19 protein-coding genes are annotated in these 17,542 nt (G+C 64.2%); 1 reads left to right on the top strand and 18 read right to left on the bottom strand.

Features of this window, described 5'->3' with window-relative positions; all coding sequences use genetic code 11:
• Positions 1-229 precede the first annotated feature (229 nt).
• The 7 genes from B0920_RS20265 to rpsF form a co-directional block, all read right to left on the bottom strand.
• A complete protein-coding gene (locus B0920_RS20265; RefSeq protein WP_078034430.1) occupies positions 230-1,240 on the bottom strand; it encodes an inorganic phosphate transporter in 1,011 nt (336 codons plus the stop codon).
• 24 nt (positions 1,241-1,264) lie between these two features.
• Positions 1,265-1,891: a DUF47 domain-containing protein gene (locus tag B0920_RS20260; RefSeq protein WP_078034429.1), complete on the bottom strand. Its 627-nt coding sequence runs from the start codon at positions 1,889-1,891 to the stop codon at positions 1,265-1,267.
• Between the two features lie 81 nt (positions 1,892-1,972).
• On the bottom strand, positions 1,973-3,370 hold the full coding sequence (locus B0920_RS20255) for a replicative DNA helicase (RefSeq protein ID WP_373887906.1): 1,398 nt from the start codon (positions 3,368-3,370) through the stop codon (positions 1,973-1,975).
• A gap of 107 nt (positions 3,371-3,477) precedes the next feature.
• Entirely contained in the window at positions 3,478-3,930 is a 453-nt protein-coding gene (gene rplI, locus B0920_RS20250) for a 50S ribosomal protein L9 (protein WP_078034428.1), read from the bottom strand.
• Between the two features lie 34 nt (positions 3,931-3,964).
• Entirely contained in the window at positions 3,965-4,255 is a 291-nt protein-coding gene (gene rpsR / locus B0920_RS20245) for a 30S ribosomal protein S18 (protein ID WP_078034427.1), read from the bottom strand.
• 30 nt (positions 4,256-4,285) lie between these two features.
• On the bottom strand, positions 4,286-4,576 hold the full coding sequence (gene priB, locus B0920_RS20240; RefSeq protein WP_078034426.1) for a primosomal replication protein N: 291 nt from the start codon (positions 4,574-4,576) through the stop codon (positions 4,286-4,288).
• A gap of 30 nt (positions 4,577-4,606) precedes the next feature.
• A complete protein-coding gene (gene rpsF, locus B0920_RS20235) occupies positions 4,607-4,993 on the bottom strand; it encodes a 30S ribosomal protein S6 (RefSeq protein WP_020656856.1) in 387 nt (128 codons plus the stop codon).
• Positions 4,994-5,288: 295 nt separating this feature from the next.
• On the opposite strand from rpsF, the gene lexA reads away from it, so the two are divergent.
• Positions 5,289-5,921 carry a transcriptional repressor LexA gene (lexA, locus tag B0920_RS20230; RefSeq protein ID WP_078034425.1) on the top strand — a complete coding sequence of 211 codons (633 nt, stop codon included), beginning with the start codon at positions 5,289-5,291 and terminating at the stop codon, positions 5,919-5,921.
• Between the two features lie 467 nt (positions 5,922-6,388).
• Here lexA and B0920_RS20225 read toward each other — a convergent pair whose 3' ends face one another.
• The 11 genes from B0920_RS20225 to B0920_RS20175 all read right to left on the bottom strand — a co-directional run bounded on the left by B0920_RS20225 (position 6,389) and on the right by B0920_RS20175 (position 17,534).
• On the bottom strand, positions 6,389-7,111 hold the full coding sequence (locus tag B0920_RS20225) for a tetratricopeptide repeat protein (RefSeq protein WP_078034424.1): 723 nt from the start codon (positions 7,109-7,111) through the stop codon (positions 6,389-6,391).
• Between the two features lie 118 nt (positions 7,112-7,229).
• A complete protein-coding gene (locus B0920_RS20220; protein ID WP_078034423.1) occupies positions 7,230-8,480 on the bottom strand; it encodes a cystathionine gamma-synthase family protein in 1,251 nt (416 codons plus the stop codon).
• 4 nt (positions 8,481-8,484) lie between these two features.
• Entirely contained in the window at positions 8,485-10,008 is a 1,524-nt protein-coding gene (purF, locus tag B0920_RS20215; protein WP_078034422.1) for an amidophosphoribosyltransferase, read from the bottom strand.
• Between the two features lie 48 nt (positions 10,009-10,056).
• Positions 10,057-10,545 carry a CvpA family protein gene (locus B0920_RS20210; protein ID WP_078034421.1) on the bottom strand — a complete coding sequence of 163 codons (489 nt, stop codon included), beginning with the start codon at positions 10,543-10,545 and terminating at the stop codon, positions 10,057-10,059.
• Positions 10,546-10,562: 17 nt separating this feature from the next.
• The gene (locus tag B0920_RS20205; protein WP_078034420.1) at positions 10,563-11,501 is read right to left on the bottom strand and encodes an SPOR domain-containing protein; all 939 of its coding nucleotides are present in this window, start codon (positions 11,499-11,501) and stop codon (positions 10,563-10,565) included.
• A 12-nt stretch (positions 11,502-11,513) separates the two neighbouring features.
• On the bottom strand, positions 11,514-12,812 hold the full coding sequence (gene folC / locus B0920_RS20200; RefSeq protein WP_078034419.1) for a bifunctional tetrahydrofolate synthase/dihydrofolate synthase: 1,299 nt from the start codon (positions 12,810-12,812) through the stop codon (positions 11,514-11,516).
• A 98-nt stretch (positions 12,813-12,910) separates the two neighbouring features.
• Complete coding sequence (accD, locus tag B0920_RS20195) at positions 12,911-13,783, bottom strand: acetyl-CoA carboxylase, carboxyltransferase subunit beta (RefSeq protein WP_078034418.1); 873 nt, start codon at positions 13,781-13,783, stop codon at positions 12,911-12,913.
• Positions 13,784-13,906: 123 nt separating this feature from the next.
• Positions 13,907-14,209: a hypothetical protein gene (locus tag B0920_RS20190; protein ID WP_078034417.1), complete on the bottom strand. Its 303-nt coding sequence runs from the start codon at positions 14,207-14,209 to the stop codon at positions 13,907-13,909.
• 554 nt (positions 14,210-14,763) lie between these two features.
• Positions 14,764-15,567 carry a tryptophan synthase subunit alpha gene (trpA, locus tag B0920_RS20185; RefSeq protein ID WP_078034416.1) on the bottom strand — a complete coding sequence of 268 codons (804 nt, stop codon included), beginning with the start codon at positions 15,565-15,567 and terminating at the stop codon, positions 14,764-14,766.
• 46 nt (positions 15,568-15,613) lie between these two features.
• Positions 15,614-16,858, bottom strand: coding sequence for a tryptophan synthase subunit beta (trpB, locus tag B0920_RS20180; protein WP_179119238.1), 1,245 nt, complete (start codon positions 16,856-16,858; stop codon positions 15,614-15,616).
• Positions 16,842-17,534 carry a phosphoribosylanthranilate isomerase gene (locus tag B0920_RS20175; protein WP_078034414.1) on the bottom strand — a complete coding sequence of 231 codons (693 nt, stop codon included), beginning with the start codon at positions 17,532-17,534 and terminating at the stop codon, positions 16,842-16,844. The genes trpB and B0920_RS20175 overlap by 17 nt, the downstream gene beginning before the upstream one ends.
• Between the last annotated feature and the right edge of the window lie 8 nt (positions 17,535-17,542).

Below are 17,542 nucleotides of genomic sequence, written 5' to 3'. Positions count from 1 at the left end.
AGGATTCGCGATCCTGCCCGCGCCTTTGACCGGTTGGCAGCGCCTCTTGTCGTTTCGCGCTGCCATGGAAAGCATATTACATAGCTCGCGATCTAATTGCAAGCGATTAGTGTAACAAGGTGTAACAAAAGCTTTGCCCTCCCCTGCCTCAATGACCAACTTCGGCGGACGATGGACGAAAAAAAAGCGGAGCCGCAGCTCCGCTTTCCGTTCGTCCGAGGAAGGCGAATCACATGATGTGGGTGCCGATCCACCAGGCCACCGCCGCCATGAAGGCCGACGCGGGAATGGTGAAGATCCAGGCCCAGACGATGTTGCCGGCCACGCCCCAGCGCACCGCCGAGGCCTTCTGCGAGGCGCCCACGCCGACGATCGCGCCGGTGATGGTGTGGGTGGTCGAGACCGGGATGCCGAAGAAGCTCGCCATCAGCAGCGTCATCGCGCCGCCGGTCTCCGCGCAGAAGCCGCCGACCGGCTTGAGCTTGGTGATCTTCTGGCCCATGGTCTTGACGATGCGCCAGCCGCCGAACAGGGTGCCGAAGGCGATCGCCGCGTAGCAGGAAATGATGACCCAGGCCGGCGGCAGCGCGTCGTCCGGGCTGGTCACGCCGGCGGCGATCAGGAGCATCCAGATGATGCCCATAGTCTTCTGCGCGTCATTGCCGCCGTGGCCGAGCGAGTAGCCGGCCGCCGATGCCAGCTGCAGGCGGCGGAACCAGACGTCGACCTTGCGCGGCGTCGACTTCACGAAGATCCAGGACACGATCAGCATGATCGTCGAGCCCAGGATGAAGCCCAGCAGCGGCGCGACCACGATGAACACCACGGTCTTGATCAGGCCACCGGCGATCAGCGCGCCCGTGCCCGACTTGGCGACGGCCGCGCCCACCAGGCCGCCGATCAGGGCGTGCGAGGAGGACGACGGGATGCCGTAGTACCAGGTGATGATGTTCCAGGTGATTGCGCCGACGAGGGCGCCGAAGATCACGTAATGGTCGACCACATGCGGATCGATGGTGCCCTTGCCGATGGTCTGGGCCACCTTCATGCTGACCACGAAGATCGCGATGAAGTTGAAGAAGGCCGCCATCGCCACCGCGGTCTGCGGTTTCAGCACGCCGGTCGAGACCACGGTGGCGATCGAGTTCGCCGAATCGTGGAAGCCGTTCATGAAGTCGAAGACCAGCGCCAGCAGCACCAGCATACCCAGCACGTAAATGCTGATTTGTATGTGTTCCATAATTGTTCTTGTTATGTGGCCGCGTTAGGCGTTTTCGACAATGATGCCTTCGATGATGTTGGCGACGTCTTCGCAGCGGTCGGTCACGGTCTCGAGGATTTCGTAGATGGCCTTCATCTTGATCAGGTTGCGCACGTCCGGTTCGTCGCGGAACAGCTTGGACATGGCGGCGCGCATCACGTGGTCGGCGTCCGACTCGAAGCGGTCGATCTCTTCGCAGATGGCGACGATCTTCTGGGCGTTGTCCATGTTGTGCAGCAGGGCCACGGCTTCCTGCACCTTCAGGCAGCAGGACAGGCACAGCTCGGCCAGGCGCTTGGCTTCCGGGGTCACCGCGTGCAGGTCGTACAGCGAGATGGTCTGGGCCGCGTCTTCCATCATGTCGAGGATGTCGTCCATGCGGGTGATCAGCTTGTGGATGTCGTCGCGGTCGAGCGGGGTGATGAAGGTCTTGTGCAGCAGGTCGACGCAGGCATAGGTGATCTTGTCCGCCTGTTTTTCGATGCTCTCCACAGCGTGGGTGCGGTTTTCCAGGTCGTCGAAGTTGGTCATCAGGCCAACCATTTCTTGCGCACCCTTCACGCACAGCGCGGCGTGCTGGTTGAACAGGTCAAAAAACTTGCCCTCCTGGGGCATGAGGCGTCCAAACATGTTTTTCTCCGTTGTAAATCTCTGGGGACTTCGAAACCGCCGCACCGGACAGGCGGCGGGTAGTGGTGATTGCTGCGCGGTTTAGTCGCCCTGGTAGATGGCGAGGTTACCGCTGTAATTGCCGAATTTGGTGTACTGGCCGATCCAGGTCAGGCGCACCGCGCCGATCGGACCGTTACGCTGCTTGCCGATGATGATCTCGGCGGTTCCCTTGTCGGGCGAGTCCGGGTTATAGACCTCGTCGCGATACAGGAAGATGATGACGTCCGCATCCTGTTCGATAGCGCCGGATTCGCGCAGGTCGGACATGACGGGCCGCTTGTTCGGTCGCTGTTCCAGCGAGCGGTTCAGCTGGGACAGGGCGATGACGGGGCAGTGCAATTCCTTGGCCAGGCCCTTGAGCGAACGCGAGATCTCGGAGATCTCGGCCGCACGGTTGTCGCCCGGCTGGCTGCCCTGCATCAGCTGCAGGTAGTCGACGATGATCAGGCCCAGTTTGCCGCACTGGCGGGCCAGGCGGCGCGCGCGTGCGCGCATCTCGATCGGGTTCAGCGCCGGCGTCTCGTCGATGTAGAGCTGGGCGTCGTTCATCTTCTGGATCGCGTGGGTCAGGCGCGGCCAGTCTTCGTCGTTCAGGCGGCCGGTACGCAGGCGGTGCTGGTCGAGCTGGCCGACCGAGCCGAGCATACGCATGGCCAGCTGGGCGCCGCCCATCTCCATCGAGAACACGGCCACCGGCAGGCCGGCTTCGATCGCGACGTTCTCGCCGATGTTGACCGAGAAGGCGGTCTTGCCCATCGAGGGACGGCCGGCGACGATGACCAGGTCGCCCGGCTGCAGGCCCGAGGTCATGCGGTCGAGGTCGATGAAGCCGGTCGGCACGCCGGTGATCTCGCCCTGGTTCTCGCGCGAATAGAGTTCGTCGATGCGCTCGACCACTTGCGTGAGCAGCGGCTGCACCGGGACCCAGCCCTGGGCGCCGCGGGCGCCCTGCTCGGCGATGGCGAAGATCTTGGATTCGGCTTCGTCGAGGATCTGCTTGACCTCGGCGCCCTGCGGATTGAAGGCCTTGCCCGAGACCTCGTCGGCCACGGTGATGAGCTTGCGCAGGATGCCGCGGTCGCGCACGATCTCGGCGTAGCGGCGGATGTTGGCGGCGGACGGCGTGTTCTGCGCCATCGCGTTCAGGTACTGCAGCCCGCCGACCTCCTCGGCCTTGCCGAGCTGGTTGCAGGCTTCGTAGACGGTGATCACGTCCGCCGGCTTGCCGGCGTTGATCAGGCGGATCATCTGTTCGAAGATGATGCGGTGGTCGTAGCGGTAGAAGTCGTCCGCGTGCATGAAATCGGCGATGCGGTCCCACGCCGCGTTATCGCGCAGCAGGCCGCCGATGACGGACTGTTCTGCTTCGATGGAATGCGGGGGGATGCGCAGGGATTCGAGCTGCGGATCGGCGGGGGCTGCGTTCATGGCGGGCATTATACCTGCTCCTGTCACACGGCTGTAATAATGGGTGAGATTTACAGTAAAAAAGCCGGGCTAGCCCGGCTTTTTCAGGTACTACACGACCAGCTGAAAAACGCTGATTATGCAGCTTCGCCCACGACGGCGACGGTGATTTCCGACACCACGTCGGTGTGCAGCGCGACGGCAACCGGGAATTCGCCGGTCGTCTTCAGCGGGCCGGTCGGCATGCGGACCTGGGCCTTCTCGACCGGGAAGCCTTGCTTGCTCAGGGCTTCGGCGATGTCGAAGTTGGTCACCGAACCGAACAGACGGCCGTCCACGCCCGCCTTCTGGGCGATGGTGACGGTCATGCCGCCCAGCTTGTCGCCTTGCGCCTGGGCTGCGGCCAGCTTCTCGGCAGCAGCTTTTTCCAGTTCAGCGCGCTTGGCTTCGAACTCGGCCACGGCAGCTTGGGTAGCGCGGCGGGCCATCTTTTGCGGGATCAGGAAGTTACGTGCGTAACCGTCCTTGACTTTCACCACGTCGCCCAGGTTGCCGACGTTGACCACTTTTTCCAACAGAATAACTTGCATGTTTTATCTCCAGGATATCTGACTGTGCCGACGATTAGGCGTTGTGCAGGTCGGTGTACGGCAGCAGCGCGAGGTAGCGTGCGCGCTTGATCGCGGTGTCGACCTGGCGCTGGTAGTGCGCCTTGGTGCCGGTCAGGCGTGCCGGCATGATCTTGCCGTTTTCCTGGACGAAGTCCTTCAGGGTGTCGATGTCCTTGTAGTCCACTTGCTCAACGCCGGCGGCGGTGAAGCGGCAGAACTTCTTGCGCTTGAACAGCGGGTTTTGCTGTTTGCGCTTCTCTTTGAGCTTAGCTTTGTTTTTGTCGAACTTTTTACCGAATGCCATTTTGAGGCTCCTGTATCTATCTAGTGCCGACTAGGCGGCTTGGAAATCAATGATGTGAAACACCAGGGCTTTGCTGTTGCGGTTTTTCCGTGCGAGGAATCCGGTGAACTGGTAGCTGGCGCCGAGTTCGGCGCTGCCGAACCTGCCCGAGATCTCCCCCGCGGCGAACGCGGGAATCTCGAACTCCACGAGTCTTGCGACACCGGCTTCTTCCTGCTGCCCCGAGTGCATCAGGATGGCGGACACGATGGGCACGCCGGCCGGGGTGTAACGCAGGACATCACGCTCGGCGATGGTCGCGACGAGCTGGAGCTGGTTCACTACCTGTTACTTCGAATTCCTGGGAAAAACTCAGGCAGCTGCGGCCGGAGCAGCGGCTGCTGCTTCTGCGCGGTGGCTCTTGGCTGCGTCTTCGCGCTGCACCGACTTCATCATCGGCGACGGTGCGGTTTCGGCCTTCTTCATCTTAACGGTCAGATGACGCAGGACGGCATCATTGAATTTGAATGCGGTTTCCAGCTCGACCAGGGTCTCGTTGTCGCACTCGATGTTCATGCAGATGTAGTGTGCCTTCGGCAGCTTCTGGATCTGGTAAGCCATCTGGCGACGGCCCCAGTCTTCCACGCGATGGATGTTACCGCCGCGGCTGGTCACCGTGGTCTTGTAACGCTCGATCATCGCCGGAACTTGCTCGCTCTGGTCCGGGTGGACGATAAAAACGATTTCATAATGACGCATGCAACACTCCTTGAGGACGTTTAAACAAATGCCCACCTCGGCGTCAAGACGAGTGTGGGAAGGGAAAGCCTTCGATTATAGCCTGAAAAATGGGCGAATGGGAAATGGAATCTTGGCCCGGAGGGGCTGGCGGCGGCTTCCGAAGGGCGCGTTTTGCGGGCAAACCACGCCGATCTGGGCTTCCTGGCCGCGATTGCACGGTTTTTTTACACTTTTCGTGCGTTTCCCCTTGCGCATAGCAGAATACTGTACAAAAATACAGTCTACTCCTACAACCATATGCCGTAAGACATCCATGCTCAAGCTCACTGCAAGGCAAGAACAGATCCTTAACCTGATCAAGGAAGCGATCGAGAACACCGGTTTCCCGCCGACACGCGCCGAGATCGCGGCCGAACTGGGCTTCAAGTCGGCCAATGCGGCCGAGGAGCATCTGCAGGCGCTGGCGCGCAAGGGCGCCATCGAAATCTCGCCGGGCACTTCGCGCGGCATCCGCCTGGTCGGCGCGACGGTCGAGCAGATCCCGATGCCGCCGCCGGCCATGATGATGTCCCTGCCCCTGGTCGGCCGCGTGGCCGCCGGCTCGCCTATCCTGGCCCAGGAGCACGTGGAAGCCACCTACAGCGTCGACGCCGCGATGTTCTCGGCCCGGCCTGACTTCCTGCTGAAGGTCAAGGGCTGGTCGATGCGCGACGCGGGCATCTGCGACGGCGACTTCCTGGCGGTGAAGAAGATCGACAGCGCCAAGAACGGGCAGATCGTGGTGGCGCGCCTGGGCGACGAGGTGACGGTCAAGCGTTATCGCAAGACGGGGGATACGGTGGAGCTCTTGCCGGAGAATCCGGACTTCAAGGTGATCCGCGTCGAACCGGGCGACGAGTTCGCGCTCGAGGGGCTGGCGGTGGGCTTGATGCGCAGCTGGCATTGAGCTGCGGCGCGGTGCCGTAACCCTGCGCTGCGAAGGCCGCTGCGGGTTGCTGTAACACTGCGCTGCGAATGCCACTGCGGGTTGCTGTAACACTGCGCTGCGAACTTGGATCCCCGCCTTCGCGGGGATGACGTTGGTTAAGTCAGGGAAGCGTTGGTGTGTGTGTGACTTCGGCCACGTACCCAAACACGTCGTCCCCGCGGAGGCGGGGACCCAAGTTTGCGCGAACCACCCCAAGCGTATTACTTGCCCTTCTCCGCCGCCGCATCCTTGATCATGGCATTGTGCTGCAACATATAGACCCCGGCCGCCGCCTTCCACGCCGCGAAACTTGGGTCCCGGCCTTCGCCGGGACGACGTTGGTTGAGGGTGCGGAGCACTCCGGCGAAGCGACTTCGGCCTCCGGCGCCAGCACGTCGTCCCGGCGCAGGCCGGGACCCAAGTTTGCCTGAACCACCCCCAGCGTATTACTTGCCCTTCTCCGCCGCCGCATTCTTGATCATGGCATTGTGCTGCAGCACGTAGGCCTCGGTCGCCGCCTTCCACGCCGCGAAGTCCGCCAGGATCAGCTTCGAGCTCACTTTCGCCTCCTCCGCGACGTTCTCTCGCACCCGTTCCAGGTGGGCCGCCGAGGCCTCGGTTTCCTGCTTGTTCATGAGCTTGGCGATATCCGCAGGAATCTTCTTGGTCAGCGGCGAATTCGCGTTCAGGTTGGTGACGAACTTGTTGTAGCAGTTCTGCCAGGTATTCACCGCCGCACCCACCCGGTCGATCTCTTCGTTGATCTTGGACATGGCCGGAATGCGCGGCGCCGGGCAACGGAATTCGCCCGACTTCAGGTCGGCGCCGTCATAGCCCTTGACCCAGTAATCGATGTCCGCGCGCCGCTCGACGCGCTGCTTCATCACGTCCAGCGAGGCAGCCGCCACCTTGTTGCCCTTGGCCGCCGCCTTGCGGAACAGCGCCTCGGCCTTGGCCTCGTCCACCTCCCCCGCCTCACCGTACCAGTACATCTGCCCCAGGTGCTGCTGGGCTTCCGGATTGCCCGCGTTGGCCAGCTTGGTGTAGAGCTTGAGCGCGGTCGCGTAATCCTTCTTCTCGAAGGCGGCGTGCGCGTCTTCGAGCTCGCCGGCGAAGGCCTGGGTGGACAGCAGCAGGGACAGGGTCAGGATGGAAAGCGAACGTTTCATGGGGTTGTCGTAAAAGGCCGATCGAACACCCATGATAGCGGTATTCCGCTGCTGCGCTCAACCGCCAAAACACAACGCCGGCATGAAGCCGGCCGCGTATTGACGAAGCGGATACGGCTCAGGCGTCGAGCGCCTGGCGGAAGTCCGCCAGCAGGTCGTCCGTGTCCTCGATCCCGACCGAGACCCGGATCAGGGACTCGGCGATGCCCATGCTGGCGCGGCGCTCCGGTCCCATCTCGAAGAAGATGGTGTGCGCCACCGGAATCACCAGGGTGCGGGTGTCGCCCAGGTTGCTGGCCGGGATGCCGAGCTTGAGCCGGTTCAGGTAATCGAAGCAGTCGATGCCGTCCTTGAGCTCGAAGGACATCAGCGAGCCCGCCGAACGGAACAGCTCCTTCGTGATCCCGTGCTGGGGATGCGAGGCGAGGCCCGGATAATGCACCGCCGCCACCCGCTCGTCGGCTTCCAGCATGGAGGCCAGCGCCAGCGCATTGGCGCTGGTGCGTTCCATGCGCAGGGCCAGGGTCTCGGCGCCGACCGCGATGTGGTGGGCCGCCTCCGGCCCCAGGGCCGCGCCGAAGTCGCGGAGGGCCTTGGCACGCAGCTGGGCCATGCCCTGGGCCTGGGCCGGCTGCTTGCGGAAGTTCGGGGCGATGTTCGGATAGGCGCTCCAGTCGAACAGGCCGGTGTCGGTCAGGGCGCCGCCCAGGGCGATGCCGTGGCCGCCGATCGACTTGGTCAGCGAGTTCACCACCAGGCCCGCGCCGACCGACTTCGGACGGAACAGATAGGGCGTGGTCATGGTGTTGTCCACTACGTAGAGGATGCCGCGCTCGCGGCACAGCTGGCCGATGCGCGCCAGGTCGGCCACCTGGGTGCGCGGGTTGGCGATGGTCTCGACGAACACCAGGCGGGTGTTCGGCGTCAGCGCCGCTTCCACGTTGGCGACCTCGGTCGCGTCCACGAAGGCCACGTCCACGCCCTGCCCCGCCACGGTCTGCCACAGGCTGTTGGTGTTCCCGAACAGGAAGGACGAGGAGACCACGTGGTCGCCCGCCCTGAGCAGCGCCTGGAACAGCGCACCGATGGCGCCCATGCCGGTGGCGAAGCAGAGCGAGGCAACCCCGTCTTCCATCTTCGTGATCTTGTCCTCGAGCGCGCTGACGGTCGGGTTGCCCTGGCGGCCGTAGCGGAAGCCCGGCTCCTTGCCCTGGAAGACGCTGGCCAGCTGGCGCGCGTCGCCGTAGCCGAAGGCCACCGAGGTATGCACCGGCTTGTGCAGCGAGCCCTGCTCGATCGCCTTGCGGCGGTCGTTGTGCAGGATGGTCGTGGTGAAGCCGTAGCTGGAGGACTTGGACGTCTCGCTCATCGGCTTACTCCGCGGCGACAGGCGGGTTCAGGTTGAGCTGGGTGCGCACCGCGTCCTCGGCGCCCTTCTTGCTCGGCTTGTGGCGCGCGGCTTCCAGGCTGTCGAGGTAGGCCGGGGTCACGTCGCCGGTCACGTAGATGCCGTCGAAGCAGGAGGCCTCGAAGCTCTTCAGCGCCGGATTCACGCTCGAGATGGCGCGCTTGAGCGCGTCCACGTCCTGGTAGACCACGCGGTCGGCGGTGATCTCCTTGCACACTTCCTCGACGGTGCGGCCGTGGGCGATCAGCTCGTCGCGGGTCGGCATGTCGATGCCGTACACGTTCGGGTAGAGCACCGGCGGCGCGGCCGAGGCGAAGAAGACCTTGCGGGCGCCGGCTTCGCGCGCCATCTGCACGATCTCGCGGCTGGTGGTGCCGCGCACGATCGAGTCGTCCACCAGCAGCACGTTCTTGTCCTTGAATTCGGAGCTGATCGCGTTGAGCTTCTGGCGCACCGACTTCTTGCGCATGCCCTGGCCCGGCATGATGAAGGTGCGGCCGATGTAGCGGTTCTTGATGAAGCCTTCGCGGTATTCCACGCCCAGCTTGAGGGCCAGCTGGATCGCCGCCGGACGCGAGGAATCGGGGATCGGCATCACGACGTCGATCTCCTCGACCGGGATCTCCTTGCGGATCTTGTCGGCCAGGTACTCGCCCATCTTGAGGCGGGTGGCGTAGACCGAGGCGCCGTCGATCACCGAGTCCGGGCGGGCCAGGTAGACGAATTCGAAGGCGCAGGGATTCAGGCTCGGGTTCTCGGCGCACTGGCGCTCGTGCAGATTGCCGTCGTTGTCGATGAAGACCGCTTCGCCCGGCGCGATGTCGCGCACAAAGCGGAAGCCCAGGCCTTCCAGGGCCACCGATTCGCTGGCCACCAGGTATTCGGTACCCTGCTCGCCTTCGTTGACGCCGATGCACAGCGGACGGATGCCGAAGGGGTCGCGGAAGGCCAGCATGCCGTGGCCGGCGATCTGGGCCACCACCGCATAGGCGCCGCGCACGCGGCGGTGCACCGCGGCGACCGCCTTGAAGATGGCGTCGGTGCTCAGGGTATAGCCGTCGGCCGCTTCCTGGACTTCGTGGGCCAGCACGTTGAGCAGCACTTCGGAGTCGGAATCGGTATTGATGTGGCGGCGGTCCTTGCGGAACAGCTCTTCCTTGAGCTCGGCCTGGTTGGTCAGGTTGCCGTTGTGGGCCAGGGTGATGCCGAAAGGCGCGTTCACGTAGAACGGCTGGGCTTCTTCCTCGCTCGAGGAGCCGGCGGTCGGGTAGCGGCAATGGCCGATACCGGTATTGCCGTGCAGCGAACGCATGTTACGGGTACGGAACACGTCACGTACCAGGCCGTTGGCCTTGAACATGGAAAACATGCTGCTGTGATTGGTCGCAATGCCCGCCGCATCCTGGCCGCGGTGCTGCAAGAGCAGCAAGGCGTCATAGAGAAGCTGGTTGACGGGGGAATGCGAGACGACGCCGACGATGCCACACATGGTGTGCTCCTAAAAGCTGGACTACTTGATTGCTAAAAAGTTCAAAGTTCAGAATTTCACGTGCTGCGCCAACGCAGCAGGAAGGAAGGGCTTGACGGTGCGCGCGCCGGTTTCCGCCATGGGCGAGAGCAGCGCATCTCTCCAGAACGCCTGTTGCGGGATGGACGTCATCCCACACAATATGACGGCGGACAGCACGATTACAATGCCTCGCGCCAAGCCAAACAATCCTCCGAGGCCGCGGTCGGCGAGGCTGAGCCCGGTGGCTTCCACCAGGGCGCCGATCGCCAGCGACAGCAGGCCCATCAATATTCTTACGCCCAGGAACAGCAGCACGAAGGCCACGATCAGGCGGGTCGTGCCGCCGGGCAGCATATCCGGCAACATGGGCGCCAGGGCTGCGCCGTAGGCATTGGCCACCACGAAGGCGACGATCCAGCCCAGCAGCGACAGGATTTCCTTCACCAGCCCGCGCAGGGTGCTGATGACGACGGACGAGACCAGCACGAACAGGACAAGATAATCGAAAATCGTCACGCCTGCTCAACCCTGCTTCAGAGCGGCACCATCGTGCCCGACATGCCGATGCCGCCCAGCTTGGCGCGCACCCTCTCCGCCTCTTCCTTGCTGAAGGGGCCGACGCGCACACGGATCAGCTCGCCGTTCTTCTGGGTGAAGGAGGAAATGCCGGCCGCGCTCAGGCGGCTGCGCAGTTCGGCCACCTTCTCTTCGCTGGCCAGGGCCGCGACCTGGACCACGTAGCGCGGCGCCGGGCCTTCGGCCTTGTCGGCCGCCTTGCCCTCGAGGATGGCCATGGCGCGCGCGCTGTCGTCGGCGCGGGCCGGCTTGGCGGCGGCGGGTTTCTCGTTTTTTTCCTTGTCGGCCGGCTTGGCCTCGGCCAGCTTGGGCTTTTTCTCCGGCTCGGGCTTCTTCTCCGGCTCGGGCTTTTTCTCCGGCTTGGGCGTCTCGTGCTTCGGTTCGGTCACGACCGGCTTGGCCTCGACGCTGCGCACCGGCGGCGGCTCGGCCGCGGGCATGGCAGCGGCGGCCGGCTTGGCGGCGGGCGCGGCAGCAGCGGGCGCCGGGGCGTCGACGATCTCCTCGCCGCTGTCCACGCTGTCCTCCGCCGCCACCGGCGCGGCTGGCGCAGGCGCGGGCTCGGACGGCACCGGCAGCGGCGCGGCCTTGTCCTTGGAAGGGATGTTGATGGCGATGTCGCCGGCCAGCGGCTTGGGCTCGGAGTCGAGCAGCATCGGCAGGCCGACGGCGGCCGCCAGGGCCAGGGCGACGGCGCCGACCAGGCGGCGGCGTGCGCGTTTCTTTTCTGGCAAGACCGGATCCGGTCCGCGCCCGCGGCGCGCGCCCTCGCCGGCGCTGGAAGCGCGCTTGGAGCGGGCGCGCTCGGTGAAGGCGGCATCGTCGTCCTTGACGAAATGCCCGCTGTCCCGGACAGTTTCTTGCTTGTTTTTATTGCCGAACGAGAACAAGCCCATGCGTTTTGTCGATCAGTGAAGAGAAGATTTGCGGGCCGCCATCACGCCTGCGACCGTGTAGAACGAGCCAAAGACCACAATTCTATCATTCTCCCCTGCACGGCTGAGGGCATTCGCATAGGCCTCGGCCGGGTTGGCGAAGGGGGTGACGGAAAAGTCGCCTTCCTTGGCGCCGGCCGGCCTGTGGGCCTGCAGCGTCGCGGCCAGGTCGCCGGCCTTGGCCGAGCGCGGGGAGTCGAGGTCGGCCACGCACCAGTGGTCGACGTACTGCAGCATGGGTGCGATCACGCCTTCGATATCCTTGTCCTGCATGATGCCGAACACCGCATAGGTGTAGCGGTGGAAGCCCATGTTGCCCAGGTTCAGGGCCAGGGTCGCGGCGGCGTGTGGGTTGTGGGCCACGTCCAGCACCTGGGTCGGGCGGCCCGGCAGCACCTGGAAACGGCCCGGCAGCTCGACCATGGCCAGGCCGGCGCGCACTTCCTGGGCGCCGCAGGGCAGTTGCATGCGCAGGGCTTCGAGCGCGGCCAGCGCGGCCGAGGCGTTGAGCAGCTGGTTAGCGCCGCGCAGGGCCGGATAGGCCAGCGAGTTGCGGCGCTGGCTGCGTCCGCCATAGCTCCACTGCTGCTGGTCGCCCTGGTAGTTGAAGTCGCGGCCCAGCAGCCAGAGGTCGGCGCCGATGCTTTCCGCGTGCTGGATCAGGGACTGCGGGGGCACCGGGTCGCTGCAGATCGCGGTCTTGCCCGGGCGGAAGATGCCGGCCTTCTCGAAGCCGATCTGTTCGCGGGTGTCGCCCAGGTAGGCGGCATGGTCGATGTCGATGCTGGTGACGATGGACACGTCGGCGTCGATGACGTTGACCGCGTCCAGGCGTCCGCCCAGGCCCACCTCGAGGATGGCGACGTCGACGCCGGCCTGCGCGATCAGGTGCATGATGGCCAGCGTGGTGAACTCGAAATAGGTCAGCGAGACTTCGCCGCGCGCCGCCTCCACCGCGTTGAAGGCCGCGACCAGGGCTTCGTCGCTAGCCATCTCGCCGTTGATGCGGGCGCGCTCGTTGAAGTCGAGGAAATGGGGCTTGATGTAGAGGCCCACGCGGTAGCCGCATTGCAGCAGCATCGACTCCAGCATGGCGCAGGTCGAGCCCTTGCCATTGGTGCCGGCGACCATGATCACGGGGCAGGAAAAGGCGAGCTGCATGCGTTCCTTGACGGTGCGCACGCGCTCGAGGCCCATGTCGATATGGGTTTCGGCGTGGCGCGACTCGATCAGCGCGAGCCAGTCGGGCAAGGTGGTCGGGAGAGTGGACATAGCGGGACGTTTGGCCGGCGCGTTGTAGAAACGCGATGCGGCGCGCCGGGGCGCACCGCAAGGGGATCAATCAGGCAAGCAGGGTCAGGCAAGTAAAGTCAGGCGATGACTTCGGCGGCCTGGTTCTGCAGCAGGGCCAGCAGGCGCGCGATTTCTTCGCGCATCTTGCGGCGGTCGACGATCATGTCGACGGCGCCCTTCTGGACCAGGAACTCGGCGCGCTGGAAGCCTTCCGGCAGTTTCTCGCGCACGGTGTTCTCGATCACGCGCGGGCCGGCGAAGCCGATCAGGGCCTTGGGTTCGGCGATCACCACGTCGCCCATGAAGGCGAAGGAGGCCGAGACGCCGCCCATGGTCGGGTCGGTCAGCACGCTAATGAAGGGCAGCTTCTTTTCCGACAGCTTGGTCAGCATGGCGGTGGTCTTGGCCATCTGCATCAGCGACAGCAGGCCTTCCTGCATGCGCGCGCCGCCGGTGGCGGTGATGCAGATGAAGGGGACCTTCTGCTCCAGGGCCACCTGGGCGCCGCGCACGAAGCGCTCGCCGACGACCGAGCCCATGGAACCGCCCATGAATTCGAACTCGAAGCAGGCCACCACGACCGGCAGGCTCATGATCGAGCCGCCCTGGACCACGAGGGCATCGGTTTCGCCGGTGGCGTCCATGGCCTGCTTGAGGCGGTCCGGGTACTTCTTGCTGTCCTTGAACTTCAGGGTATCGACCGGCAGGGCTTCCTGGCCGATGTCATAGCGACCGCCTTCGTCGAGCAGGGCATCGAGGCGCTCGCGGGCGCGGATGCGCATGTGGTGGGAGCACTTGGGGCAGACGTGCAGGTTGGACTCGAGGTCCGCGCGGTACAGGACCGACTCACAGGACGGGCACTTGACCCACAGCCCTTCGGGCATCGTCTTGCGGTTGGCGGCGTCGGAGCGCTGGATCCGAGGGGGCAGCAATTTTTCCAACCAACTCATCTTATCTCCTTTGCGGCAAATCTTTCAGGTCGCGGTAGTGTATCCGCTCAAGTGCCGCTTGTCGAATCGTAGCAAGCCGACAATTGCCATTTTGACAGCCCGCCAAAGCCCGCCCTTTCAGGCTCAGGAGCGTTCGCCCACCTCCGCCGTAGTGAACTCGAAACCGCCGATGCGCGCCGCCACGAGGTTATAGATCCAGGCGCCAACCAGGGTGAACACGAAGCCGATGACGCAGTACAGGATCGGCATCAGCACCAGCACGAGAATCGACATCGGCTGCTCTCCCATCAGCATCGGGACCGCCATCAGCAAGCCGAAGGGAATCGACAGCACCAGATAAATTGCGGCCATAACCTTAGCCGACTGCATCGCCGAAATATGCACCACCTGTTTTTTCATGATGAGATAGAGAATGACATGCCACATGGCATTCCCACTCTACTCCACCGACGAAGCGCGGAGAATATCGCGCCCCGACTATATGCACCCCGCCTAAGTGCGAGCCTTCAGCAAAACCAAAACTAGGGTCGGAGTCGAATTTTTTGACAACTTTTCTCAGCCGACACGCGGCCGCTCAGCCGTCACCCGGCCGCGTCACAAAGAAATCACTCAAAAAATCGACTCCGACCCTACTTTTGAAGAAGATCGAGACAATTTCTCCGAAATTCGACTCCGACCCTACTTTTGAATCAATTGATCAGGTAGGACTACAGCGGTGGAGCCTCAGAAGATTTGTCTGAGAAGGGTTGCCAGGGAACGAACAATTTCTTGGCGAGTAAATTTGAAGATCAGGACGAGCTGGCGTCCAAAAAGAGAAATAGGGTCGGAGTCGAATTCTTTGACAACTTTGAGGAATTGCCCAAAAAGTCGACTCCGACCCTATTTTTGTTGAAGGTGGTTTGGTGGCGGGAAATGAGGGTCGGTGTCGAGTTTCTGGCAATTCGGGGGAATTGCTCGAAAAGTCGACTCCGACCCCGGTTTTATTTGCGCTCGTCGAGGGCGCTGCGGATGCCGGACGTGAAGCGGCGGACTGCCTCGACGGCTTGCTCCTTGGGCACGGATTCGAGTTCCTGGATGATGCGGCTGCCGATGACCACGGCGTCGGCGACCTCGGCCACGGCTTTGGCGGTCGCGGCGTCGCGGATGCCGAAGCCGACGCCGATCGGGAGCTTGACGTGCTCGCGGATCGCGCCGACCCGACGCGCCACGTCGGCAGTGTCGATGCTGCCGGCGCCGGTTACGCCCTTGAGCGAGACGTAGTAGCTGAAGCCGCCGCCGTGCTTCGCCACCTGCTTGACCCGCTCCGTGGTCGAGGTCGGGGCCAGCAGGAAGATCAGGTCGAGGCCAGCCTCACGCATGGCGTCGGCGAAGTCGGCGCACTCCTCCGGCGGGTAGTCGACCACGATCGCGCCGTCCGCGCCCGCTTCCTTGGCCTGCTGGATGAAGTTCGCCTGGCCGACGCGCTCGATCGGGTTGGCGTAGCCCATCAGCACCACCGGCGTGTGCGTGTTGGTCTTGCGGAACTCGCGCACGAAGCCGAAGACGTCCTTCAGGCCGATGCCGAAAGTGAGCGCGCGCTCGCAGGCGCGCTGGATCACCGGGCCTTCCGCCATCGGATCGGAAAACGGGACGCCGAGTTCGAGGACGTCGGCGCCGCCCTCCACCAGGGCGTGCATCAGCGGGACGGTGAGTTCGGGCGCCGGGTCGCCCGCGGTGATGAAGGTGACGAGGCCGGTCTTGTGCTGGGACTTCAGCGCGCTGAAAGTCTGTTCGATACGGGACATGCTGTGCTCTTTCTGTTCTGGTTGTCTGGGTGCGAAAGCGTCGGGATCAGCTGAAATCCAGCCCCATGCGCTGCGCCACCGTGTGCATGTCCTTGTCGCCACGGCCCGACAGGTTGACCAGGATGAGCTTGTCCTTGGGCAGCGTCGCCGCCAGCTTGACCGCGTGCGCGATCGCGTGCGAGGACTCCAGCGCCGGAATGATGCCCTCGATGCGGCAGCAGTCGTGGAAGGCGGCCAGCGCCTCCTCGTCCGTGATCGAGACGTATTGCGCCCGCGCGCTGTCCTTCAGCCAGGCGTGTTCCGGCCCCACGCCCGGATAATCCAGGCCCGCCGACACCGAATGGGTCTCGATGATCTGGCCGTTCTCGTCCTGCAGCAGGTAGGTTCGGTTGCCGTGCAGCACGCCCGGGAAGCCGGCCGTGAGCGAGGCCGCATGCTTGCCCGAACCCAGGCCCTCCCCCGCCGCCTCGACCCCGACCAGCTGCACGCCAGGCTCGCCGATGTAGGGATAGAAGATGCCCATGGCGTTCGAGCCGCCGCCGATGCAGGCGACCACGTAGTCGGGCTGGCGCCCCGCCAGTTCCGGCATCTGGACCCGGCATTCCTCGCCGATCACCGACTGGAAGTCGCGCACCATCATCGGATACGGGTGCGGTCCGGCCACCGTGCCGATGATGTAGAAGGTGTTTTCGATGTTGGTGACCCAGTCGCGCATCGCTTCGTTGAGCGCGTCCTTGAGGGTCTTGGAGCCCGATTCCACAGGCACCACGGTCGCGCCGAGGAGCTTCATGCGGTAGACGTTCTGGGCCTGGCGCTTGACGTCCTCGCTGCCCATGTAGACCACGCACTCCAGGCCGAAACGGGCGCAGATGGTGGCCGTGGCCACGCCGTGCTGGCCGGCGCCGGTTTCGGCGATGATGCGCTGCTTGCCCATGCGGCGCGCCAGCAGGGCCTGGCCGATCACGTTGTTGATCTTGTGCGCGCCGGTGTGGTTCAAGTCTTCGCGCTTGAAGTAGATCTGGGCGCCACCCGCCAGCTCGGACCAGCGGCGCGCGTGGTAGACCGGCGAGGGACGGCCGACGAAGTGGGCCAGCTCGTAGCGGAATTCCTCGAGGAAGGCGGGGTCTTGCGAATAGCGCGCATAGGCTTCGTTCAGCTCGGCCAGCGCGTGCGACAGGGTTTCGGCGACGAAACTGCCGCCATAGGGTCCGAAATGGCCGGTGGTGTCCGGCAAGGCGTAATCGGGGGTCTTGAACAATGCGGCGGCGCCGCGGCTAGGGACTTCTTTCATGGTTCGACTCGCTTGCAATGATGGCATCGGCGGCCCGCACCGCGGCCACGAAGCCGGCGATCTTACGGGCATCCTTGATTCCCTTGCTCTCTTCGACACCGCTGCTGATGTCGACGGCGTAGGGACGTACGCGCACCACCGCGTCAGTCGCGTTTTGTACGCTCAAGCCACCACTCAAAACGACCCGAGGCGCGAGTTCTTTTGGAATAAGAGACCAATCGAAGACCTTTCCTGCGCCGCCGTAGGCATCTACCCAGGTATCGAGCAGAAGGCCTGCGAACCAGGGACTGGCGGCGCGGTATGCGAGCTCCCATTCTAGCAAAGCGGCGGGATCCGTGTCCGGTTTTACGCGGTAGGCGCGGATGAAGGGCCGCTCTACGGCGGCCGCGATGCGCGCGCATTCCTCGGCCGTTTCGTCGCCATGGAACTGGATCAGGGCAATCGGCATCGCGCCGGCCGCCGCCCGCACCTCGTCCAGGCTCGGGTTGACGAACAGGGCCACCGACTGCACGAAGGGCGGCAGCGCCCTGCCCAACTGCGCGGCCTGCGCCAGCGTGACGCAGCGCGGGCTCTTGGAATAGAACACGAAGCCGAGGGCGTCGGCGCCGGCATCGACCGCCGCGCGCAGGTCCTGCTCGCGGGTGATGCCGCAGATCTTGATACGGGTGCGTTGCATGCTCGTCC

The sequence above is a fragment of the Massilia sp. KIM genome (assembly GCF_002007115.1).
Classification (GTDB): Bacteria; Pseudomonadota; Gammaproteobacteria; order Burkholderiales; family Burkholderiaceae_D; genus Telluria.
The sequence above is the reverse complement of the archived record's forward strand: the minus strand, read 5'-3'. Positions and strand labels throughout refer to the sequence as shown.